Genomic DNA, 22898 nt, shown 5'->3' on the forward strand with positions numbered 1-22898 from the left:
GTGACCCGTGGACCTCAAGACCGCCTCCGCCCTCCGCCGCCTCCGCCTGGTCTCCGGCCCCGAGGCGATCTCGTTCCTCCTGCTGCTGGTCTGCTCCGTGCTGAAGCGGACCACCGACTTCAACGCGGTGCCCGTGATGGGCGCGGTCCACGGCTTCCTCTTCGTCGTCTACGTGCTCTTCTGGGCGGACGCCTGGAACCGCGCCAAGTGGTCCTTCGGCACCGCCGCCTTCTACTTCGTGATGTCGGTCCTGCCGACCGGCGGCTTCTTCGCCGACCGCAGGCTCAAGCGCGAGGCCGAGAGCGCGGTCATCGCCTCCCGCGCCCGCCAGGAAGGCGTCGTCGGAGCATGATCGTCGCCTTCTCCATCACACCGCTCGGCGTCGGCGAGGACGTGGGGGAGTACGTCGCCGACGCCGTCCGGGTGGTCCGCGAGTCGGGCCTGCCGAACCGCACCGACGCGATGTTCACGTCCGTCGAGGGCGAGTGGGACGAGGTCATGGACGTCGTCCGGCGGGCCGTCGCCGCCGTCGAGGCGCGGGCGCCGCGCGTCTCCCTGGTCCTCAAGGCGGACATCCGCCCCGGCGTGACGGACGGCCTCACAGCGAAGGTCGACACGGTGGAGCGGCATCTCGCGCAGTAGCCGTGCGCGGGGGCGGTGGTATCGAAAGGCGAGACGGGGCTGACCGGCATGTGACCGGCCGGTATGGTCTGTTGCCGTGCCGAAGCCCCTCAGTCTCTCCTTCGATCCCATCGCCCGTGCCGACGAACTCTGGAAGCAGCGCTGGGGCGGCGTGCCCTCCATGTCCGCCATCACCTCGATCATGCGGGCGCACCAGATCCTGCTGGCCGAGGTCGACGCCGTGGTCAAGCCGTACGGGCTGACCTTCGCGCGCTACGAGGCGCTGGTGCTGCTCACCTTCTCCAAGTCGGGCGAGCTGCCGATGTCCAAGATCGGCGAACGCCTCATGGTGCACCCCACCTCCGTCACCAACACCGTCGACCGGCTGGTGAGATCGGGCCTGGTCGACAAGCGCCCCAACCCCAACGACGGCCGCGGCACGCTCGCCACCATCACCGACAAGGGCCGTGAGGTGGTCGAGGCGGCCACCCGCGACCTCATGGCGATGGACTTCGGCCTGGGCGCGTACGACGCCGAGGAGTGCGGCGAGATCTTCGCGATGCTCAGGCCGCTGCGGGTCGCCGCGGGGGACTTCGAAGAGGCCTAGGTGTATTGACCCGCGTGAACAACCCCGCGGGTCAATACACCTAGCGAGTCGCCGGGCCCGCCCGAAGATCGCGCGAATCGGACGGTTACGCTCGTACGCATGAAAAAGAGCGTGCTGACCCGCTACCGGGTCATGGCGTACGTCACCGGTGTGCTGCTGATCCTGCTCTGCCTCGGCATGATCGCCAAGTACCTGCTGGACATGGACGGTGCCGCCGACTTCACCCGCATCGTCAGCATCGCGCACGGCTGGCTGTACGTCGTCTACCTCGTCTTCGCCTTCGACCTGGGCGCCAAGGCGAAGTGGAAGGTCAGCAAGCAGCTGTGGGTGCTGCTGGCCGGGACCATTCCGACCGCCGCGTTCTTCGTGGAGCGCAAGGTCAGCCAGGAGCTGGACGCCAAGGTCGCCGCGACCGAGGCGCCCGCGGTCGCCAAGGCCTAGACAGCGCTGGCGGGCGCTGCCAGGTCCTGACCGGCCCCGACCGGCCCTGTCAAGCCCTCTCACCGCCGTACGGGAACCCGTACGGCGGTACCCCATCGACATTTACTTGGACGTCCTAGTAAATTCGAGGGTATGGACGCTCACGCCATAGAGGAGGGCCGCCTTCGCTGGCAGGCCCGGTACGACGCGGCGCGCAAGCGCGACGCGGACTTCACCACGCTCTCCGGCGATCCCGTGGAGCCGGTGTACGGGCCCCGGCCCGGGGACGCCTATGAGGGCTTCGAGCGGATCGGCTGGCCGGGGGAGTACCCCTTCACCCGCGGTCTGCACGCGACCGGCTACCGAGGGCGGACGTGGACCATCCGGCAGTTCGCCGGGTTCGGGAACGCCGAGCAGACCAACGAGCGCTACAAGATGATCCTCCGCAACGGCGGAGGCGGGCTCTCGGTCGCCTTCGACATGCCGACGCTGATGGGCCGCGACTCCGACGACCCCCGCTCCCTGGGCGAGGTCGGGCACTGCGGGGTGGCCATCGACTCGGCCGCCGACATGGAGGTGCTGTTCGAGGGCATCCCGCTCGGGGACGTCACGACCTCCATGACGATCAGCGGGCCCGCCGTGCCCGTGTTCTGCATGTACCTGGTCGCCGCCGAACGGCAGGGCGTGGACGCCTCCGTGCTCAACGGCACGCTCCAGACCGACATCTTCAAGGAGTACATCGCCCAGAAGGAGTGGCTCTTCCAGCCCGAGCCGCACCTGCGCCTGATCGGCGACCTGATGGAGTACTGCGCGGCCGGCATCCCCGCCTACAAGCCGCTCTCCGTCTCCGGCTACCACATCCGCGAGGCCGGGTCGACGGCCGCGCAGGAACTGGCGTACACGCTGGCGGACGGCTTCGGGTACGTGGAGCTGGGTCTGTCCCGCGGGCTGGACGTCGACGTCTTCGCGCCCGGCCTCTCCTTCTTCTTCGACGCGCACCTCGACTTCTTCGAGGAGATCGCCAAGTTCCGCGCGGCCCGGCGCATCTGGGCCCGCTGGATGCGCGACGTGTACGGCGCGAAGACCGACAAGGCGCAGTGGCTGCGCTTCCACACGCAGACCGCGGGTGTCTCGCTCACCGCCCAGCAGCCGTACAACAACGTGGTGCGTACGGCGGTGGAGGCGCTGGCGGCGGTGCTCGGCGGGACGAACTCCCTGCACACCAACGCACTGGACGAGACCCTCGCCCTGCCCAGCGAGCAGGCCGCCGAGATCGCCCTGCGCACCCAGCAGGTGCTGATGGAGGAGACCGGCGTCGCCAACGTCGCCGACCCGCTGGGCGGTTCCTGGTTCGTCGAGCAGCTGACGGACCGGATCGAGGCGGACGCGGAGAAGATCTTCGAGCAGATCAAGGAGCGGGGGCTCAGGGCCCACCCCGACGGACGGCATCCGATCGGGCCGATCACCTCCGGCATCCTGCGCGGCATCGAGGACGGCTGGTTCACCGGCGAGATCGCCGAGTCCGCCTTCCGCTACCAGCAGTCCCTGGAGAAGGACGACAAGAGGGTCGTCGGCGTCAACGTCCACACGGGTTCCGTCACCGGTGACCTGGAGATCCTGCGGGTGAGCCACGAGGTGGAGCGCGAGCAGGTGCGGGACCTGGGCGAGCGCAAGGCCGGCCGCGACGACGCGGCCGTACGCGCGGCTCTGGACGCGATGCTCGCCGCGGCCCGCTCCGGGGGCAACATGATCGAACCGATGCTGGACGCGGTGCGGGCGGAGGCGACGCTCGGGGAGATCTGTGGCGTGCTGCGGGACGAGTGGGGGGTGTACACGGAACCGGCGGGGTTCTAGGCGCACGGTGCCGGTGCGGGCGTCGCCAGGGGGATCCGCCCCCTGGCCCCCCTGCCTATGCCCACCGACCATCCGACTCGGTCGGCCGGAAGGTCACCCGCCGGACGGCTCGGTCGGCTGAGAGGCCAGCCCCCACAGCAGCACCTGCGTGAAGCCCCGCACCCACTCCCCGTCCGCCGGTTCCGCGCTGACCAGGGTGCGGTGGACCACCGCACCCGCCACCACGTCGAAGATGAGGTCCGCGGTGCGGGCGGCCTCGGCCGGGTCGGTCTCGGGGGGCAGTTCGCCGCGTGCCTGGGCGCGGGCCCGGCCCTCCAGGACCAGGCGCTTCTGGCGTTCCACGATCGACGCGCGGATGCGCTCGCGCAGCGCGTCGTCCCGCGTGGACTCGGCGACCACCGCCATCAGGCCGCTCTTTGCCTCCGGGCGGGCCAGGATCGCCGCGAACTGGAGCACCACGCCCTCGATGTCGGCGGCCAGGGAGCCGCGGTCGGGGAGCCGGAGCTCGTCGAAGAGCTCGGCGACCGCGTCGACCACCAGCTCGTTCTTGCCCGCCCAGCGGCGATAGAGCGTCGTCTTGGCAACCCCGGCCCGCGTCGCGACGTCTCCCAGGGTGAGCTTCGACCAGCCCAGATCGACCAGGGCCGCCCGCGTCGCGGCCAGGATCGCGGTGTCCGCCGCGGCGCTGCGGGGGCGCCCGGTGCGGCCGGCGGAGGTACTGCTCTGCATTCCCCGACCTTAACCGGCGGGTAACCCGCGGGTGGCCGTGAGGGAGATCACGGGGGAGGGGTGTTCCCGCGGCCCGTCGTGGCATTACGCTACGGGTCGTAGCGAAAGCGCGGGCCCCGCACGCCCGTGCCCAGCGACGACCACGGGCGCGGGTGGGGACCCGGCGCCGGCAGAACACTTCAGGGCGGGCTTTCGACCCGCTTTTCACGCACGCGCGGAGTACGGGGGAGGATAGGCCCATGCAGCCACGGAACATGTCCATGAGCGGGGTCGTCGACCTCGCCGCGGTGAAGCAGGCCCAGGAGGCCAAGGCCAAGGCGGAGCAGGCGCGCGCCGAGGCGGCCCGGCACGGTGGGACGGGGGCCGTCTCCCCGGCCGATCTCGTCATCGACGTCGACGAGGCCGGCTTCGAGAGCGATGTCCTGCAGCGGTCCACCGAGGTCCCGGTCGTCATCGACTTCTGGGCCGAGTGGTGTGAGCCCTGCAAGCAGTTGAGCCCGGTCCTCGAGCGGCTCGCCGTCGAGTACAACGGCCGTTTCCTCCTCGCCAAGATCGACGTCGACGCCAACCAGATGCTGATGCAGCAGTTCGGTGTCCAGGGCATCCCGGCCGTGTTCGCGGTCGTGGCCGGACAGGCGCTGCCGCTCTTCCAGGGCGCCGCCAGTGAGACGCAGATCCGCCAGACCCTGGACCAGCTGGTGCAGGTCGCCGAGGAGCGCTTCGGCCTGACCGGTATCGCCGTCGACCCCGAGGCGGAGCCGGGCGCGCAGCCCGCCGCCGCCCCCGAGCGTCCGGCCGGGCCGCACGACGCGGCCCTGGAGGCCGCCGTACAGGCGCTGGACGCGGGCGACCTGGCCGGAGCCGTCCAGGCGTACAAGAACGTGCTCGGCGAGGACCCGGGCAACACGGAGGCCAAACTGGGCCTGGCCCAGGCCGAGTTGCTCCAGCGCGTGCAGAACGCCGACCCGCAGCGGGTCCGTCAGGACGCGGCCGACAAGCCGGGCGACGCCCAGGCGCAGATCGCCGCCGCCGACCTGGATCTGGTGGGCGGTCACGTGGAGGACGCCTTCGGGCGCCTCATCGACGCGGTGCGTGTCACGGCCGGGGACGACCGGGACGCCGTACGGCTGCGGCTGCTGGAGCTGTTCGAGGTGGTCGGCGCCGACGATCCGCGGGTGGCCGTGGCGCGCAGGGCGCTGGCCCGCGCCCTGTACTAGAGGGCGGTTCGGGCTCCCTTCGCCGAGCGGTCGCCGACCGTTCGTCCGGGTGGTGCCCGTGTGAAAGAGCTGTCGACGGGACGCCAGTGCGGCCGCGCTTTGCCAAAACTTGGTAATCGCGGCCGCTGTTACTGCCAGTAAGTCGGCGGCGTCGATGTGTCGGATTCTGTCCAGCGATCAATAGTTTTGTTCCGCCCCCATGGCGCACCCAGCGTCGCCGTTCGGGGTCGGTGCGTCGTCCCGCGGTTATCCGGCCGTTACTAGTGAGTAACGAACCCCCTTGTGTCGACGGCGAGAATGCACCACGATCGGCGACGCTCGGTCCATTCCCGTACCCCGAAAGCCAGTCGGGTCGCGGGGGTTCCTGGGTCCCCACCGAGCAGAGCCGGCGGCAGTGGAGCCGGCTCTTGGGCAGGGGGGTCTTCGTCCACCCGGCGAAGCCTGTCCAGCAGGGTTGTGCGTGATGCGTGTCAGGCGCGACCAGTGGTTGTCGCTCGGGGGTGATCGCCGGTGATTCGGGCGCGTTGTACGCGCCGCCGAGTGCGGGCGCTCTCCTTCCCGAGGACGTAGCACTTCTCCCATCCCTGCCAGGCCGAGCCGCCGCTCCGGGGGCCGGCCGAGGCCAGGAGATGTACGTCCGAGAAGGAGGAAATATGGAGTCCCAGGTGCGTGGCGGGACCAGATGGAAGCGGTTCGCTGTGGTGATGGTGCCCAGCGTGGCCGCCACGGCTGCGATAGGCGTCGCGCTGGGGCAGGGTGCCCTGGCCGCGTCGTTCAGCGTCTCCGGCCAGTCGTTCAAGGTGACGGCGGACCGGCTCGACGGTACGGGCTTCTCCCAGTACGGGGCCATTGACTCGGGTTACACGCTGAAGGGCGAGAAGACGGCTCACCCCGTGGCCGTTTCGGCGTTCAAGAGCGCGAAGATCACGAACATGTGCCAGTCCGTGGTCACCCCGGACGTCCCGTTCTTGGGGTCGGTCAGTCTGTTGCTGAAGGCTGGCGGAGGCGGCACGCCGGTCAGGGCCGAGAACCTGTACATCGACGTCGAGCAGCTTGAGGCCGACGCCACGTTCCGCGGCATCGACATCGGCGTGGCCGCCAAGGACGCCAACAAGGGTCCAGGCATCAAGCAGTCCGAGGTCGCGAACAAGCAGGTGAACCCGAACGGATTCGCCCAGCAGGCCGACTCGGCCACGCTGACCGACGTGAAGCAGACGGCGTGGGCCACCACTGCCGGAACCTTCAAGCTCAGCGGACTGAAGATGTCGCTGTCCAAGGGTGTCAAGGAGTGCTACTAAGCACTCGCTGACGGGCGGGGGAGCCGGTGGCGCCCCCGCCCGTCCACTCTCCGGCCACGCCTTCACGCGCGGCCCACATCTCCACCACAGCAAAGCCGTACCAGGGAGCTGTTTTCCATGAGCGCCGAGACTCCTGTCGCAGCCGGCCAGTTCACCCGCCGGAGGCTGCAGTTCCGTGCCTGGCGAGGCGCGCGGCCGTTCTGGGCCGGCCTGTTCGTCGCGCTCGGCGGACTCCCCATCGCCTACTTCCCGTACGCGAATCTCCAGATCGGGCACCTGACGCTGGCGATGGCCACCACCGCGGGTGCCGGATCCCTGATCATCGGCGTGCTGCTGGTCGTCCTGGGCGTCAGCCTGTGGTTCCAGAAGCACGTCCGGGTCTTCGCGGGCGTGGCGGCGATCCTGCTGGCGCTGGTGTCCCTCCCCGTGTCCAACCTCGGCGGCTTCTTCATCGGCTTCCTGCTCTCGCTGATCGGCGGGGCGATGGCCGTGTCGTGGGTGCCGGGTGAGCCGCCGCGGGCCGAGCCGCCTGTGGAGGGCAAGGGAAGGGGCGACGCGCCGGAGGGCGTGGACCCCGGCACCGACGTGCCCGGCACCGACGTGCCCGGCACCACCGTGCCCGGAACTCCGGTGCCCGACGCCTCGATTCCGCAGCCGCGGGACCGGGTGGAAGAGCCGAATGACCTGTCAGGAACGAGCCCGGCCAACGGGGCGAACGGGAGGCACAGTGCCGGCTGACGAGGTGACCCGCGGGACTGACGTGGAGTCGTCCCGTGTGAGAACCGGGCCGCGCCACGCGGCACCCAAGAAGCCGTTGTTCACCAGGTTCCACATGCCGGCCGGGAAGGCGATAGCCCTGGCGGCGATGCCCACGGCCGTCCTCATGGGGATGGGGTTCACGCCGACGCTGGCCCTCGCCGACGGCAACGACTCGGCGAAGCCGACCTCCAACAGCCTGACGGCCGACGAGTACAAGGACTGCGTGGCGGCCCTGGAGGACGCCGAGAAGGGCACGTCCGAGTCGCCCACGCCGTCGCCCTCGGCGACCGACGGGGCCGACGGGGCCGACGAGGACAAGGCCGACGAGACGGAGCCCAGCCCCTCGGACTCCGGCAAGGACGACTCCGGCAAGGACACGGACGCGGGTGAGTCCTCTTCGTCGGATTCAGGTTCCGACGACAAGGGCGACACGGCAGACACCGGCGACAAGGGCGGCACTGGCGGTACGGGCGACAAGACCGACCCCGCCCCGAGCCCCTCCGCGTCCCAGGAGTCGCAGAGCAAGGAGCCGCAGGGCGAGGAGGCGGCCGGCGCGGGCGCCGCGGAGCCCTCCCCGTCCGAGTCCGGCGGTGGTGTGCTGGAGGGCATCGGCGACGCCATCGAGGGCATCTTCACCGGCGGCGAGAAGGCCGAGGAGAGCCCGAGCCCCACGCCGACCCCCTCGGCGTCGGACGGCGCCGGCGACGACGCGTCCGACCCCGCGAAGGACACCACGGGCAAGGACACGGGCGAGGACACGGGCAAGGCCGCCGACAAGGCCGCCGACACGGCGAAGGACGCCGTCGAGGACACGACCGACGCGGCGTCCGGGGCGGCCGAGGACACCGAGGAGTCGGTGGACGAGGCGGCCGAGGAGGCGAAGGAGGCGGCCGGTGAGGCCACCGCCTCGCCCAGCCCCACCCCCACCCCGAGCGCCTCCGAGAGCGCCGGCACGGACGTGGACGACTGCCCGGTCGCCACGGACGAGGAGGGCGGCGTCGACAACGCGGTGCCGCTGCCCGACGACCCCTGGCAGCTCAACGCCAGCTCGCTGCTGCTGAAGGGCGCCTCCTACAAGGGCGTCGTCGAGGTGAAGACGGCCAACGGCACCACCAAGAAGGTGCTGAAGTACGTCATATCCAACGGCACCGACATCGGCGACCTGCACCAGACGGTGAAGGACGAGCAGGCCGGCAAGACGTACCACGTGCAGGCGGCCGAGGGCTCCACGTCCACGATCCGCGACGGCGACACGGTGATGTACACCGAGAGCATCTCGGGCAACCTGCTCGGGCTGATCCCGATCACCTTCGACCCGGAGCACCCGCCGCCCCTGGACATCCCGCTCATCTACTTCACGAAGGTGACGGTCGTCCAGGCCGGTCAGTTCGGCGGCACGCTCCACATCCCGGGGCTGCACCAGTACACGACCTGACCGAACGCGCCCACGGACCCGTTCGGGAGCCGCGACAAGCGCCGAGGGCGCCCCCTGCGCGCAGGGGGCGCCCTCAGCGCCGTACGGAAGCCGGCGGCAGCCGGCGGCAGCCGGGTGCGGGACCGGCAGCCGGGTGCGGGACCGTCAGGCGCGGCGGGTCTCGCCCAGGTGGTGCACGCGGACCATGTTGGTGGTGCCCGGTACGCCGGGGGGCGAACCGGCGGTGATCACGACGACGTCGCCGTCGTTGAACCGGCCGAGGCGGACCGTCTCCTGGTCCACCAGGTCGACCATCTCGTCGGTGCTGTTCACGAACGGCACCACGTGCGGCTCCACGCCCCAGCTGAGCGCCAGCTGGTTGCGGGTGGACTCGTCGGTGGTGAAGGCGAGGATCGGCTGGGCCGCGCGGTAGCGGGACAGCCGGCGGGCGGTGTCACCGGACTGGGTGAAGGCCACCAGGCCCTTGCCGCCCAGGAAGTCGGCGATCTCGGCGGCGGCACGGGCCACCGAACCGCCCTGCGTGCGCGGCTTCTTGCCCGGGACCAGCGGCTGCAGACCCTTGGACAGCAGCTCCTGCTCGGCGGCGGTGACGATCTTCGACATCGTCTTGACCGTCTCGATCGGGTACGCGCCCACCGACGACTCCGCCGACAGCATGACCGCGTCCGCGCCGTCCAGGATCGCGTTGGCCACGTCGGAGGCCTCGGCGCGGGTCGGGCGCGAGTTGGTGATCATAGACTCCATCATCTGGGTCGCCACGATCACCGGCTTGGCGTTGCGCCGGCACAGTTCGATCAGGCGCTTCTGCACCATGGGGACCTTCTCGAGCGGGTACTCGACGGCCAGGTCGCCACGGGCGACCATGACGGCGTCGAAGGCCGCAACGACGCCCTCCATGTTCTCCACCGCCTGCGGCTTCTCCACCTTGGCGATGACGGGGACCCGGCGGCCCTCCTCGTCCATCACGCGGTGCACGTCGGCGACGTCCTTGGCGTCCCGGACGAAGGAGAGGGCGACCAGGTCGCAGCCCATCCGCAGCGCGAACCGGAGGTCGTCGATGTCCTTCTCGCTCAGCGCGGGCACGTTCACGGCCGCGCCGGGCAGGTTGATGCCCTTGTGGTCCGAGATGACGCCGCCCTCGATGACGATCGTCTTCACCCGGGGGCCCACGACCTCGGTGACCTTCAGCTCGACGTTGCCGTCGTTGATGAGCACCTGGTCGCCCTTGGTGACGTCACCGGGCAGGCCCTTGTACGTCGTGCCGCAGATCGTCCGGTCACCCGGTACGTCCTCGGTGGTGATGGTGAACTCGTCACCGCGCACCAGCTCGACGGGACCCTCCGCGAAGGTCTCCAGGCGGATCTTCGGGCCCTGCAGGTCGGCGAGGACGCCGATGGCGCTGCCGGTCTCCTTGGCGGCGGCCCGGACACGGTCGTAACGCCCCTGGTGCTCCGCATGGGTGCCATGGCTGAAGTTGAAGCGGGCCACGTTCATGCCGGCCTCGATCAGCGACACGAGCTGCTCGTGGGAGTCGACCGCGGGGCCGAGAGTACAGACGATTTTCGAACGGCGCATGGGGCGATCCTATCGGTTTGTTTCGCTGCGGAATATTCCGTCTGGCGGAAGATACAAATGGGCGCCTCGGTGCTCACAAGAGAATTATTCAGCCGTCCTCGGGTGCCCTCACCCCCTCACCTTTCCTTTTCGACCAGAGCGTAGGTCTGTGTCGCGATCTCCATTTCCTCGTCGGTCGGCACCACGGCCACCGCCACCCGCGCGCCCGCGGGCGAGACCAGCCGCGCCCCGTCCCCGCGTACGGCGTTCAGCTCGCCGTCGACCGCCAGGCCGAGCCCCTCCAGGCCCGCCACGGCGGCCTCCCGCACCGGCGCCGCGTTCTCCCCGACCCCGGCCGTGAAGACCACGGCGTCCACCCGTCCGAGAACGGCGTAATAGGCGCCGATGTACTTCTTCAGCCGGTGAATGTAGATGTCGAAGGCCAACCGCGCCCGTTCGTCGCCGGCGTCCACACGGCGGCGGATCTCCCGCATGTCGTTGTCGCCGCACAGACCGATCAGACCGCTCCTCTTGTTGAGAAGAGTGTCGATCTCGTCGGCGGACATTCCACCAACACGCATCAAATGGAAGATGACGGCCGGATCCATGTCACCCGAGCGCGTACCCATCACGAGCCCCTCCAAGGGCGTCAGTCCCATGGAGGTGTCCACGCAGCGACCGCCCCGCACCGCCGAGGCGGACGCCCCGTTGCCCAGGTGCAGCACGATGACGTTCACGTCCTCGGGCGCCCGGCCCAGCAGCCTCGCGGTCTCCCGCGAGACGTACGCGTGCGAGGTGCCGTGGAAGCCGTAGCGCCGGATGCGGTGCGCGTCGGCGGTCTCGACGTCGATCGCGTAGCGGGCCGCGGACTCCGGCATGGTCGTGTGGAAGGCGGTGTCGAAGACGGCGACCTGCGGCAGGTCCGGGCGCAGCGCCCGCGCGGTGCGGATGCCGGTGAGGTTGGCCGGGTTGTGCAGCGGGGCGACCGGGATCAGCCGCTCGATCTCGGCGAGCACGGCGTCGTCCACGACGGTCGGCTCGGTGAAGTGCTTCCCGCCGTGCACCACCCGGTGCCCTATCGCGGCCAGCTCGGGCGAGTCCAGGCCGAGGCCGTCCTTGGCCAGCTCGGCCGCCACGGCCTTCAGCGCCGCGTCGTGGTCGGGGACGGACCCGTTCCACTCACGGCTCTCACCGCCCGCCGGGGTGTGCTTGAGCCGTGAGGTCTCCTCACCGATCCGCTCGACGAGGCCGACCGCCAGCCGGTCGCTGCCGCGCATGTCGAGCAGCTGGTACTTCACCGACGACGAGCCGGAGTTGAGGACGAGGACACGCGTGGAACTCACTGGTCGGAAGCCTTCTCGGTGGGGGACTGCTGGGCCTGGATCGCCGTGATGGCGACGGTGTTGACGATGTCCTGGACGAGCGCGCCCCGGGACAGGTCGTTGACCGGCTTGCGCAGACCCTGGAGCACCGGGCCCACCGCGATGGCGCCGGCCGAGCGCTGCACGGCCTTGTACGTGTTGTTGCCGGTGTTCAGGTCCGGGAAGATCAGCACGCTGGCCTGCCCGGCGACCTCGGAACCGGGCAGCTTCGTCGCGGCCACCGACGGCTCGACGGCGGCGTCGTACTGGATGGGCCCCTCGATCCTGAGGTCCGGGCGGCGCGAGCGGACCAGCTCCGTCGCCTCGCGCACCTTGTCGACGTCCGCGCCGGAACCGGACGTGCCCGTCGAGTACGACAGCATCGCGATCCGCGGATCCACCCCGAACCGCGCAGCCGTGGACGCCGACTGGGTCGCGATGTCGGCGAGTTGCTCGGCGTTCGGGTCGGGGTTGACCGCGCAGTCGCCGTAGACCAGTACCTTGTCGGCCAGGCACATGAAGAAGACGGACGAGACGATGGACGCCTCCGGCTTGGTCTTGATGATCTCGAAGGCCGGCCGGATCGTCGCCGCCGTCGAGTGCACCGACCCCGACACCATGCCGTCGGCGAGACCCTCCTGCACCATCAGCGTGCCGAAGTAGTTCACGTCGGAGACCACGTCGTACGCCAGCTCCACGGTGACGCCCTTGTGGGCGCGCAGGGCGGCGTACTTCTCGGCGAAGGAGTCGCGCAGCTCGGAGACCGCCGGGTCGATCAGCTGCGCGTTCTCCAGATCGATGCCCAGGTCGGCGGCCTTCTTGCGGATCTGCTCGACGGGGCCCAGCAGCGTCAGCTCGCACACGCCCCGGCGCAGCAGCACCTCCGCCGCGTGCAGCACCCGCTCCTCGGTGCCCTCCGGGAGGACGACCCTGCGCAGGTCGGAACGGGCCTGCTCCAGCAGCGTGTGCTCGAACATCATCGGCGTGACGCGGTCGCTGCTCGGGGCGGAGACCCGCTTGCTGAGGTCGGCGGTGTCGACGTACCGCTCGAAGAGGCCGAGGGCGGTCTCCGCCTTGCGCGGGGTGGCCGCGTTGAGCTTGCCCTCCAGGGAGAACAGCTGCTCGGCGGTGGGGAAGCTGTTGCCGGTCACCGAGAGCACCGGCGTGCCGGGGGCCAGGCGGGCGGCGAGGGTGAGGATGCCGTCGCCGGGCACCTCGTTCAGGGTCAGCAGGACGCCGGCTATCGGCGGGGTGCCGGCGCTGTGCGCGGCCAGCGTGCCGATCACCAGGTCGGCGCGGTCGCCCGGGGTGATGACCAGGCAGCCCGGGGTCAGGGCGCTGAGCAGGTTGGGCAGCATGGCCCCGCCGAAGACGAAGTCCAGCGCGTCGCGGGCGAGCCCCGAGTCGTCGCCAAGGACCACCCTCGCGCCGAGGGCGTGCGCGATCTGCGAGACGGTCGGCGCGGACAGTGCGGGCTCGTCGGGCACGACCCAGCACGGCACCGGCAGCCGGTTCGCGAGCCGCTCGGCGATCTGGTCCCGGTCCTCGCGGGCCACCCGGTTGGTCACCATGGCCAGGACGTCGCAGCCCAGCCCGTCGTAGGCGCGGAAGGCGTTGACGGTCTCGGCCAGTACGGACTCCGCGGTCTGCTTGCGGCCGCCCACCACCGGCAGTACCGAGGCGCCGAACTCGTTGGCGAGCCGCGCGTTCAGCGACAGCTCGTCCGGGAACTGGGTGTCGGCGAAGTCGGTGCCGAGGACGAGGACCACGTCGTAGTCCCGGGCCACCAGATGGAACCGGTCGACCAGCGCGGACACCAGTTCGTCCGTGCCCTGCTCGGCCTGGAGGGCGGACGCCTCCTGGTAGTCCATGCCGTACACGGTCGCCGGGTCCTGCGCGAGCCGGTAGCGGGCGCGCAGCAGCTCGAAGAGCCGGTCGGGCCCGTCGTGGACCAGGGGACGGAAGACGCCGACCCGGTCGACCTGCCGGGTCAGGAGCTCCAGGACCCCCAGTTCGACGACCTGGCGGCCGTCGCCGCGGTCGATACCGGTCACGTACACGCTGCGCGTCACGCGTGCTCTCCGTTTCGTCTGGTGGTTTCGTCCGGCGGCGGCTGTCCCGTGCACACGAAATCGCCCACCGGGGTGAGCAGAACCCTCTTGACAATACCTCCGGCGGTGGCTAAGGCGCCCGTCAGTGTCCGTCGGCGCCCGCCGGTGCCCGGCAGGGCTCGTCAGTGCCCGCCGGGGGTCCGGCCGTGAAACAATTGGATCGGTCACCGGTGTCAACAGCGAGCAGGAGACACAGCACGATGCGTATCGGAGTTCTCACCGCAGGCGGCGACTGCCCCGGCCTGAACGCAGTGATCCGGTCGGTCGTGCACCGAGCGGTCGACAACTACGGCGACGAGGTCATCGGCTTCGAGGACGGCTACGCGGGCCTGCTGGACGGCCGCTACCGCACCCTCGACCTGAACGCGGTCAGCGGCATCCTGGCCCGCGGCGGCACCATCCTCGGCTCCTCCCGGCTGGAACGCGACCGGCTCCGCGAGGCCTGCGAGAACGCCGGCGACATGATCCAGAGCTTCGGCATCGACGCGCTCATTCCGATCGGCGGCGAGGGCACGCTGACGGCCGCCCGGATGCTGTCGGACGCCGGCCTGCCGGTGGTCGGCGTGCCGAAGACCATCGACAACGACATCTCCTCCACCGACCGCACCTTCGGCTTCGACACGGCGGTCGGCGTGGCCACCGAGGCGATGGACCGCCTCAAGACCACCGCCGAGTCCCACCAGCGAGTGATGGTGGTCGAGGTCATGGGCCGGCACGCCGGCTGGATCGCTCTGGAGTCCGGCATGGCCGCCGGCGCCCACGGCATCTGCCTGCCCGAGCGCCCCTTCGACCCCGCCGATTTGTTCAAGATGGTCGAGGAGCGGTTCTCCCGCGGCAAGAAGTTCGCCGTCGTCTGCGTCGCCGAGGGCGCCCACCCCGCCGAGGGCTCCATGGACTACGGCAAGGGCGCGATCGACAAGTTCGGCCATGAGCGCTTCCAGGGCATCGGCACCGCGCTCGCGTACGAGCTGGAGCGCAGGCTCGGCAAGGAGGCCAAGCCGGTCATCCTCGGCCACGTCCAGCGCGGCGGCGTGCCCACCGCGTACGACAGGGTGCTCGCCACCCGCTTCGGCTGGCACGCGGTGGAGGCCGCGCACCGGGGCGACTTCGGCCGGATGACGGCGCTGCGCGGCACGGACGTCGTCATGGTGCCGCTGGCGGAGGCCGTGACCGAGCTGAAGACGGTGCCGAAGGACCGGATGGACGAGGCGGAGTCGGTCTTCTGAGACCGTGTTCCGTGTGGTGAGCGGACGGCCGTAGGGAAGATCTCAATCATGGCCACGGCCGGCGGGCGCTTGTTGTATGAGTATGCATACTCATGCGGAGCGCGCGGCACCGGCCGGAGACTGCGTCCATGACATGGATCTCCGCTTCCATCAGCCCGCTTGCCCGCCCCCGGCGTGCCCTAGCGGCAACCACCCTCGCTGCGCTGGCACTTGCCGGCTGCGGGAGCGAGAGCCCGAGTGACGGTGGGTCTCCGGGCAAGCCGGGTAGCAGCGTCGGCGCCAAGGAGAGTGCCACACCGTCGGGTCCCGAGCAGGCGGGGTTCACGGCGATGCTCGACAAGGTTGCGCAGCCGTGTTCTTTGACGGGCGGGACGGCGACCGAGAGTGAGACCGGGCCGGGCCCGACCGACAGGAGGCCGACCGGCCCGGCGGAGAAGGGGCAGGAGAGCCTCGCCCCCGGCGAGACCCCTCCGGCCGAACCGATCGAGCCCGGCGCCCCCACGGGTCCCGCGGCGGAGTTGAACGACCGTGACTGGTGCGCGAGCGTCCAGCATGAACAGCGCATTGTGCAGGCGCTGCAGACGGTTCCGGAGCCCAGCCCCGCCAAGGTCAGGAAGACCCTGAACGACCTCGGTTACATCGACGAACGCATCCACGGCCTCAAGCAGGACGGCAAGATCACGCGCTTCTACCTGGACCTGCGCGAGAAGGGCGGCCGCCTCTGCGAGGAAGGCTTGGCGGCGGGTGAGGAAACGGACATCTTCGCGTGTGTCGCCCCCGCTGCTGGACCTTTCACTGTTGCGATTCCAGGTGACAGTGACTCGGCTTCGGGCCGGGCATGACGTACCCCGGCTCAGTGATCCAACCAGCGCACTGCCGTCCCCTCACGGGTGCTTTTCGACCGCCGTCCAGAAGTGCTCCACGATCCGGTCGAGGAAGTCGCGGCCCGCCTCGTGGGAGTCGCCGCTGCCGCCGCCCCAACTGAGGGTGGCGGTCATGTGCCCCTGGTAGTCCTGGTGGAGCACCTGGAGGACGTTCTCCAGTACCCGCCGGTCCAGCGGTGCCACCTTGGCGACCGGGCGCACGTAGCCCTGCCAGCGGGTCGTCACGGCGCTCGTCAGCAGTTCGGCGAGCTTCTCCTCGCGCCCCGTGACGGTCACGAAGTCGGGCAGGTCGAGGCCGAGCACGTCGGCGAGCGCGGCCGACTGGCGGTCGTTGCCGCGCCAGTCGTCCGTCTCCTCCATCCGCAGGTACGCCTGGAGCGCGACCCCGACGGCACGGGCCACGTCCTCCGGCGCCAGGGAACGGGCGATGCGGTGCTCGCGCAGGGTCTGCGGCCGTCCGATCAGATCACCGGGCGAGCACCACAGCACCCCCGCGAGCGCGGTCAGCTCGGGGTTGTGGGGGGAGGCGACGCCCCGCTCCCAGGCGATGACGAGATCCGGGGTGACGTACGGCAGGCCGTACGAGACCCGCATGCCGTGGGCGACGTGCTCGGGCCCCATGTTGAGGGCGGCACGGAGCCGGCGGGCGGCGAGGGCGTTGAACGGGGGACCCGACTGGTTCGGGTGAGGTGAGGGTCGGCGCACGGGCCACACCGTAGGGGTCCGGTGCGGCGCTGACTACGGGCTGTTCAGCCAGCGATACGGATTGTACGAACCTACGGGCGTGTGACGGGCATTCAGCCGACATATTGCGGGCGCAAGTGGACGCCGCCCCGCTCACCCCTTCACCGCCCCGCCCAGCGCGAACCCCCCGCCCAGCCGCCGGGAGATCAGCACGTACAGCAGGATCACCGGCGTCGAGTAGACGATCGAGAACGCCGCCAGCTGCCCGTACGCCACCATGCCCCGGTTGCCGAAGAAGTCGTTGATGCTGACCGACGCGGGCATCTGGTCCGGGGTGAGCAGCAGCATGAAGGGGACGAAGAAGTTCCCCCACATCATCACGAACGAGAACACCGTCACGACCGCCACCCCCGGCCCCATCAGCGGCAGCACGATCCGCAGCAGTGACTGGAACGACGACGCCCCGTCCGTCCAGGCGGCCTCCTCCAGCTCCTTGGGCACGCCGTCCATAAAGTTCTTCATCAGCCAGATCGCGAAGGGCAGCTGGGAGGCGGCGAAGAAGAAGATCGTCCCCTGCATGGTGTCGATCATGTTCACCCGCACGAAGAGGGCGTAGACCGGCACCATGATCGCGGTGATCGGCAGGCTGGTCGCGAACAGGATGGTCAGCAGGAACGGCCGGTTCAGCCGGGACCGGAAACGGGAGAGCGGATACGCCGCGAGCGCCGCGCACACCACCGTCAGCAGGGTGGCGCCGCCGCACAGGATCAGGCTGTTGAGCAGCGGGGTGAAGGTGATCTCCGGCGTGAGGATCGCGTCGAAGTTCTCCAGCGTCAGTCCGTCGGGGACCTTCACCCTGAGGTTCGCGCGCGGGTCCAGGGCGGACAGCACCACCCAGGCCAGCGGCAGCACGAACGCGGCGGCGGCCACCAGCAGCCCGGCGTCGGCGGCCAGCCGGCGCCGGTTGCGCCGGGAGGCGGGGGCGCGGCGGGACGCGAAGGCGGATGCCATGTCAGACCTCCGTTCGCAGCAGGCGCAGGTACACGACCGAGAACAGCGAGCCGATCAGCAACAGCAGCAGGGCCACCGCCGTGCCATAGCCGATCAGGCTGTTCTGGAAGGCCTGCTCGTACATGAACAGCGGCAGTGTCTGGCTCTTGCCGCTCGGACCGCCCCGCGTCATCACCCAGATCAGGCCGAAGACCGACAGGGTCTGCAGGGTGTTCAGCATCAGGTTGGTGCCGATGGAGCGCCGGATCATCGGCAGCGTGATGTGCCACATCCGGCGCCAGCCGCTCGCGCCGTCCACCTCGGCTGCCTCGGTGACCTCTTTCGGGATCTCGTTCAGGGCGGCCGAGTACACCAGCATCGAGAACGCCGTGCCCCGCCACACGTTGGCGAAGGACACCGCCAGGATCGGCAGCGTGAACAGCCAGTTCTGGGACGGCAGATGGAGCCAGTCCAGGATGGCGTTGAGGGTGCCCTCGCGGCGGAAGAAGGCGTAGAGCAGGAAGCCCGCCACCACCTCCGGCAGCACCCACGCCGTGACGACGATGCCGCCGGTGAGCGTACGGACCGGCTTCGAGGCCCGCTGCATCAGCGAGGCCAGCGCGAGCCCCAGGGTGTTCTGCCCGATCAGCGACGACAGCACCGTGAACACCAGGGTCAGCCACACGGCGTTGAGGAACGCCTCGTCCTGGAACGCGCGGGTGAAGTTCTCGAAGCCGACGAAGGACGACTCGGCCTGCCCGGTGAGCTGGAGGTCGGTGAAGGCGATGACGACGCAGTACGCGATCGGGCCGGCGAGGAAGAGCAGCAGCAGGACGACGGCGGGGGAGACGGGCAGGGCGCGGAAGAGGGCGCGGCGAGTGGTGGCGGACCTCGCGCGACGGGCCGGGTCCGGGCCGGGCGGACCGGGCGGCACTTTGAGGACTTCCGGCCCCGGCCCCGGTCCCGGTCCCGGTCCCGGTCCCGGCCCCGGATCCGCGTGCTGCGGCGTGGCCGCCATCACTTGCGGACCACCTGGTTGTCGGTGGCCTCCTTGAGCGCCTCGTCGTAGCCGCGCGCCGCCTCCTCGACCGACTTGTCGCCGGTCGTCACGCCCTCCATGGCCTCCTGGATGGCGACGGAGACCTTCGGGTACGCCGGGTAGGCGGGCCGGTAGTGCGTGCTCTCGACGAGGTCGGTGAAGAACTTGATGCCGGGCTGGGCGTCGACGTACGCGGGATCGTTCGCGACGTCCTCGCGGACCGCGATGCCGGAGTTGGCGATGTACCACTTCTGGGCGTTGGCCTTGGTCTGCATCGTCTTGATGAACTCGAAGGCCAGGTCCGGGTTGCCTGCCTTGGCCGGGATCGACCACGTCCAGCCGCCGGACATGCTCACCTTGCCGGGAGCCTGCCCGTTCTGCGTGGGCATGGCCGCCAGCCCCAGCTCCTTCGACCACTCGGGCCACTCGTGCCCGCTGCCCTCCAGCCAGTCCTGCGGCAGCCAGGAGCCGTCGAGAGCGATGCCGAGCTTGCCCTGCGGCAGCAGCTCACCGCGGATCTTCGTGGAGAAGTTGGGGTCGAGCGCGTCGGAGACCTCCGGACCGAGCTTCTCCTTGTACACGGTCTCGACGAAGGCGAGTGAGTCCTTGAACCCCTGCCCCGCAGTGATCCATTTCTTGCTGCCCTTGTCGTACAACGGGTCGGCACCGCCGTCACCCGTGCCGTACAGCAGCATCTCGAAGCCCTGCATGGTGGCCATCTCACCGGCGGGCTTGCCCGTGTAGACGTTGATCGGCGTGATGCCCGGCACCTTCTCCTTGATGGTGCGGGCGGCGTCCAGGACCTCGTCCCAGGTCTTCGGCTGCCAGTCGGCGGGCAGGCCCGCCTTGGCGAACACGTCCTTGCTGAACCACAGGCCCCGGGTGTCCGTCCCGTCCGGTACGCCGTACGTCTTGCCGTCCTCGCCCTTGGCCGCCGCCTTCGCGGTGTCGATGAACTGGTCCCAGTCCTGCCACTTCGCCAGGTACTCGTCGAGGGGCTTCAAGTACCCGCTGGTGATGTCGGAGTTGATGAGGAAGGTGTCCTCGTAGACCAGGTCCGGCGCGGTCTTGGGGGAGCGGAGCATCTGCTGGAGCTTGGTGTAGTACTCCGAGTCCGGGGCCTTGATGGGGACGAGCTCGACCTTCTTGCCCGGGTTGGCCTTCTCGAACTGCTTCTTGATGTCGCCGAGATAGGTGTCCATCACCTTGATGGAGTTGTCCGTCGACTGCTTGAAGGAGACCTTCACCGTGTCCGGCTCACTGCCGGAGCCGCTTCCGCAGGCGGCGAGGGTGGTGGAGGCGAGCGCGGTGAGGGTGAACAGAGTGGTGAACCGGACGGTGGGACGCACGGGCACGACCTCCTACGGGCACGACGCTGTGGCCGGGACGGCTGCTCGGCGACGGTAAGAGGACTGGTCTAGTCAGGTCAATGCGTGTGCGGTGGACAACCTGTGTTCATCGGTGTTCAGCGGCCCCGCTCGGCCTCGCGGACCCACCGGTACACCAGCTCCGGCCGCCCCACCTGCCCGTAGAGCGGGCTGCGTCCCGCTCGCCCCGCGTCCACCAGATGTTCCAGGTAACGCCGGGCCGTGATCCGCGAGATGCCCACGGCCTCGGCCACCCCGGCCGCCGTGAGCCCTTCTTCGGTGCCGCGCAGTGCGCCCGTCACCCGCTCCAGTGTCGGCCCGCTCAGGCCCTTCGGCAGGGCGGCCGGGCCCGGAGCCCGCAGGGTGGCCAGTGCCCGGTCCACCTCGTCCTGGCCGCTCGCCTCGCCGGCGGCGCCCCGGAACTCGGCGTACCGCACCAGCCGGTCCCGCAGGGTGGCGAAGGTGAACGGCTTCAGCACGTACTGGACGACGCCCAGTGAGACCCCTTCCCGCACGACCGTCAGGTCCCGCGCCGACGTCACCGCTATCACGTCGGTGTGATGCCCCGCCGCCCGCAGCGAACGGGCCAGTTGCAGCCCGTGCACGTCCGGGAGGTGCAGGTCGAGCAGGAGCAGATCCACCGGCGTACGGTCCAGCACGCGCCGGGCCTCCGCTCCCGTGTGCGCCTTGCCGACGGCCGTGAACCCCGGCACCCGGCCGACGTACATCACGTGCGCGTCGGCGGCGACGGGGTCGTCCTCGACGACCAGGACACGGATGGGCTGCTCGGCGGGGCTCATACGGCGCTCCCGGACTCACGTCTGCTCGCCAGGGCGTCCGGGGGCGGCGCGTGGCCCCCGGCGTCGTCCAGCGGCAGCCGGGCCTCGAAACGGGCGCCGCCGCCCTCGGCCTCGGTCACGGTCAGGGTGCCGCCGTGCCGCTGCACCGCCTGACTGACCAGCGCCAGCCCCAGGCCACGGCCGCCCTCACCGGCCGGCTTCGTCGAGAAACCCCGCTGGAAGACCAGGTCGGCATGGGCGGGATCGACCCCGGCACCCGTGTCCGACACCCGCAGCACCAGCTCGGAGCCGTCCGCCGCCGTGCCGCCTACGGCCGTGCCACCCGCCGCCGAGCTGCCCGTCGCCGTGCCACCCGCCGCCGAGCTGCCCGTCGCCGTGCCACCCGCCGCCGAGCTGCCCGTCGCTGTGCCACCCGCCGCCGTGCCGTCCGCCGCCGAATCCGCGCCGGAGACGTCCGCGCCGGAGACGTCCTCGCCCCCGGCCGTCCGCCGTCCGCCCCTCGCCTCCGTCCGCCGTCCGCCGGTCGCCTCCGTGTACGCCGCCACCGTCACCCGCGAGGGCACCCCGCCCTGGGCCGCGTCCACCGCGTTGTCGACCAGGTTGCCCAGGATCGTCACCAGGTCCCGGGCGGGCAGGGACGGCGGCAGCAGCCCGTCGTCCAGTCGGCTGTCCTGCGACACCACCAGCTCCACTCCCCGCTCGTTGGCCTGCGCCGTCTTGCCCAGCAGCAGCGCGGCCAGCACGGGCTCGCCGACCGCCGCCACCACCTGGTCGGTGAGCGCCTGCGCCAGCTCCAGTTCGGCCGTCGCGAAGTCCACGGCCTCCTCGGTGCGGCCCAGCTCGATCAGCGAGACGACCGTGTGCAGCCGGTTGGCCGCCTCGTGCGCCTGCGAGCGCAACGCCTGGGTGAAGCCGCGCTCGGAGTCCAGCTCGCCCGTCAGCGACTGCAGCTCGGTCACGTCGCGCAGGGTCACCACCGTGCCCCGGTGCTCGCCGCCGGAGACCGGCGAGGTGTTCACCACCAGCACCCGCTCCGCCGCCAGATGCACCTCGTCCACCCGCGGCTCCGAGGCCAGCAGCGCCCCCGTCAGCTGCGCCGGCAGCCCCAGGTCGGCGACCGAGGCGCCCACCACGTCACCGGTCACCCCGAGCAGCTCCCGTCCGCCGTCGTTGATCAGCGCGACACGGTACTGCCCGTCCAGCATCAGCAGACCCTCCCGCACCGCGTGCAGCGCCGCCTGATGGTAGTCGTGCATCCGGCTCAGCTCGTCCGCGTTCATACCGTGCGTGTGCCGGCGCAGCCGCGCGTTGATCACGTACGTGCCGACCGCGCCGAGCAGCAGCGCCCCGGCCGCCACCCCGAGCAGGGCCGTCAGCTGCTCCTGCGCCCGCTTGCTGATCTCCTCGACCTTGATCCCGGCACTGACCAGGCCGACCACCCGCCCGGCGTTCTCCACGGGCGTCACCGCCCGCACCGACGGCCCCAGCGTGCCCGTGTAGGTCTCGGTGAACGTCTCGCCCCGCTGCGCGCGCTCGATGTGACCGCGGAAGAGATGGCCGATTTGCTTCGGGTCCGGGTGGGTCCAGCGGATGCCCTCCGGATTCATGATCGTCACGAAGTCCACGTCGGTGTCCCGCATGACCCGCACCGCGTACGGCTGGAGCTGCGCCGTCGGGTCGGGCGTGCGGATCGCCTCCAGCACGGACGGCGAGTCGGCGATGGCCAGCGACACCGACCTGGCCTGACGCCCGGCCGCCTCCTCCGCCTGCCGCCGGTCGCTGACGTACGTGAACAGCGCGTACCCGGCGACCACGACCGCTATCAGCACGGCCTGCATGGCGAACAGCTGACCGGCCAGGCTACGGGGTCCAGGGACGCGGAGGTGCATGCCGTCAGTCTCCCTCCTGGCTTGATTGTGAACGAAATGAACGCAAGGGTGAC

At 70.4% G+C, this 22898-nt stretch carries 21 protein-coding genes; 11 read left to right on the top strand and 10 right to left on the bottom strand.

All coding sequences use genetic code 11. From position 1 onward, the window contains the following. Positions 1 to 7 precede the first annotated feature (7 nt). The 5 genes from ACFCZF_RS13660 to ACFCZF_RS13680 all read left to right on the top strand — a co-directional run bounded on the left by ACFCZF_RS13660 (position 8) and on the right by ACFCZF_RS13680 (position 3502). The gene (locus ACFCZF_RS13660) at positions 8 to 352 is read left to right on the top strand and encodes a DUF3817 domain-containing protein (protein ID WP_376671799.1); all 345 of its coding nucleotides are present in this window, start codon (positions 8 to 10) and stop codon (positions 350 to 352) included. Beyond that, complete coding sequence (locus ACFCZF_RS13665) at positions 349 to 642, top strand: MTH1187 family thiamine-binding protein (protein ID WP_375914831.1); 294 nt, start codon at positions 349 to 351, stop codon at positions 640 to 642. Before ACFCZF_RS13660 ends, ACFCZF_RS13665 begins: the two co-directional genes overlap by 4 nt. A gap of 76 nt (positions 643 to 718) precedes the next feature. After that, entirely contained in the window at positions 719 to 1228 is a 510-nt protein-coding gene (locus ACFCZF_RS13670; protein ID WP_121749250.1) for a MarR family winged helix-turn-helix transcriptional regulator, read from the top strand. Positions 1229 to 1327: 99 nt separating this feature from the next. Further along, the gene (locus ACFCZF_RS13675) at positions 1328 to 1669 is read left to right on the top strand and encodes a DUF3817 domain-containing protein (RefSeq protein ID WP_376671800.1); all 342 of its coding nucleotides are present in this window, start codon (positions 1328 to 1330) and stop codon (positions 1667 to 1669) included. Between the two features lie 132 nt (positions 1670 to 1801). Beyond that, the gene (locus ACFCZF_RS13680; RefSeq protein WP_376671801.1) at positions 1802 to 3502 is read left to right on the top strand and encodes a methylmalonyl-CoA mutase; all 1701 of its coding nucleotides are present in this window, start codon (positions 1802 to 1804) and stop codon (positions 3500 to 3502) included. 93 nt (positions 3503 to 3595) lie between these two features. On the opposite strand, the gene ACFCZF_RS13685 is transcribed toward ACFCZF_RS13680, so the two are convergent. Next, entirely contained in the window at positions 3596 to 4231 is a 636-nt protein-coding gene (locus tag ACFCZF_RS13685) for a TetR/AcrR family transcriptional regulator (RefSeq protein ID WP_376671802.1), read from the bottom strand. 239 nt (positions 4232 to 4470) lie between these two features. Here ACFCZF_RS13685 and ACFCZF_RS13690 point away from each other — a divergent pair, with 239 nt between their 5' ends. The 4 genes from ACFCZF_RS13690 to ACFCZF_RS13705 all read left to right on the top strand — a co-directional run bounded on the left by ACFCZF_RS13690 (position 4471) and on the right by ACFCZF_RS13705 (position 8940). Beyond that, positions 4471 to 5448, top strand: coding sequence for a tetratricopeptide repeat protein (locus tag ACFCZF_RS13690; protein WP_376671803.1), 978 nt, complete (start codon positions 4471 to 4473; stop codon positions 5446 to 5448). Positions 5449 to 6101: 653 nt separating this feature from the next. After that, a complete protein-coding gene (locus ACFCZF_RS13695; RefSeq protein ID WP_376671804.1) occupies positions 6102 to 6746 on the top strand; it encodes a DUF6230 family protein in 645 nt (214 codons plus the stop codon). 117 nt (positions 6747 to 6863) lie between these two features. Then, the gene (locus tag ACFCZF_RS13700) at positions 6864 to 7484 is read left to right on the top strand and encodes a DUF6114 domain-containing protein (RefSeq protein ID WP_376671805.1); all 621 of its coding nucleotides are present in this window, start codon (positions 6864 to 6866) and stop codon (positions 7482 to 7484) included. Continuing rightward, positions 7474 to 8940, top strand: a complete 1467-nt coding sequence (locus ACFCZF_RS13705) for a hypothetical protein (RefSeq protein ID WP_376671806.1) — start codon at positions 7474 to 7476, stop codon at positions 8938 to 8940. Before ACFCZF_RS13700 ends, ACFCZF_RS13705 begins: the two co-directional genes overlap by 11 nt. A gap of 144 nt (positions 8941 to 9084) precedes the next feature. Here the strand turns inward: ACFCZF_RS13705 and pyk are convergent, their stop codons facing one another. The 3 genes from pyk to pta all read right to left on the bottom strand — a co-directional run bounded on the left by pyk (position 9085) and on the right by pta (position 13927). Next, positions 9085 to 10515, bottom strand: coding sequence for a pyruvate kinase (gene pyk, locus ACFCZF_RS13710; RefSeq protein ID WP_376671807.1), 1431 nt, complete (start codon positions 10513 to 10515; stop codon positions 9085 to 9087). A 116-nt stretch (positions 10516 to 10631) separates the two neighbouring features. Next, the gene (locus tag ACFCZF_RS13715; protein WP_376671808.1) at positions 10632 to 11837 is read right to left on the bottom strand and encodes an acetate kinase; all 1206 of its coding nucleotides are present in this window, start codon (positions 11835 to 11837) and stop codon (positions 10632 to 10634) included. Next, entirely contained in the window at positions 11834 to 13927 is a 2094-nt protein-coding gene (gene pta / locus ACFCZF_RS13720) for a phosphate acetyltransferase (RefSeq protein ID WP_376671809.1), read from the bottom strand. The genes ACFCZF_RS13715 and pta overlap by 4 nt, the downstream gene beginning before the upstream one ends. Before the next feature lie 239 nt (positions 13928 to 14166). Here pta and ACFCZF_RS13725 point away from each other — a divergent pair, with 239 nt between their 5' ends. Together ACFCZF_RS13725 and ACFCZF_RS13730 are read left to right on the top strand one after the other, a co-directional pair. After that, positions 14167 to 15192: an ATP-dependent 6-phosphofructokinase gene (locus ACFCZF_RS13725; protein WP_376671810.1), complete on the top strand. Its 1026-nt coding sequence runs from the start codon at positions 14167 to 14169 to the stop codon at positions 15190 to 15192. Between the two features lie 329 nt (positions 15193 to 15521). Continuing rightward, entirely contained in the window at positions 15522 to 16034 is a 513-nt protein-coding gene (locus ACFCZF_RS13730; RefSeq protein ID WP_376671811.1) for a hypothetical protein, read from the top strand. A gap of 42 nt (positions 16035 to 16076) precedes the next feature. Here ACFCZF_RS13730 and ACFCZF_RS13735 read toward each other — a convergent pair whose 3' ends face one another. The 6 genes from ACFCZF_RS13735 to ACFCZF_RS13760 all read right to left on the bottom strand — a co-directional run bounded on the left by ACFCZF_RS13735 (position 16077) and on the right by ACFCZF_RS13760 (position 22845). Beyond that, entirely contained in the window at positions 16077 to 16790 is a 714-nt protein-coding gene (locus ACFCZF_RS13735; protein WP_376671812.1) for a helix-turn-helix domain-containing protein, read from the bottom strand. 123 nt (positions 16791 to 16913) lie between these two features. Further along, positions 16914 to 17771: a carbohydrate ABC transporter permease gene (locus tag ACFCZF_RS13740; RefSeq protein WP_376671813.1), complete on the bottom strand. Its 858-nt coding sequence runs from the start codon at positions 17769 to 17771 to the stop codon at positions 16914 to 16916. A 1-nt stretch (position 17772) separates the two neighbouring features. After that, positions 17773 to 18771 carry a carbohydrate ABC transporter permease gene (locus ACFCZF_RS13745; protein WP_376671814.1) on the bottom strand — a complete coding sequence of 333 codons (999 nt, stop codon included), beginning with the start codon at positions 18769 to 18771 and terminating at the stop codon, positions 17773 to 17775. Next, entirely contained in the window at positions 18768 to 20138 is a 1371-nt protein-coding gene (locus ACFCZF_RS13750) for an ABC transporter substrate-binding protein (protein ID WP_376671815.1), read from the bottom strand. The genes ACFCZF_RS13745 and ACFCZF_RS13750 overlap by 4 nt, the downstream gene beginning before the upstream one ends. Before the next feature lie 116 nt (positions 20139 to 20254). Beyond that, positions 20255 to 20956: a response regulator gene (locus ACFCZF_RS13755; RefSeq protein WP_376671816.1), complete on the bottom strand. Its 702-nt coding sequence runs from the start codon at positions 20954 to 20956 to the stop codon at positions 20255 to 20257. Continuing rightward, a complete protein-coding gene (locus ACFCZF_RS13760; RefSeq protein WP_376671817.1) occupies positions 20953 to 22845 on the bottom strand; it encodes an ATP-binding protein in 1893 nt (630 codons plus the stop codon). Before ACFCZF_RS13760 ends, ACFCZF_RS13755 begins: the two co-directional genes overlap by 4 nt. Positions 22846 to 22898 lie beyond the last annotated feature (53 nt).

Source organism: Streptomyces sp. NPDC056296 (genome assembly GCF_042268605.1).
GTDB lineage: Bacteria > Actinomycetota > Actinomycetes > Streptomycetales > Streptomycetaceae > Streptomyces.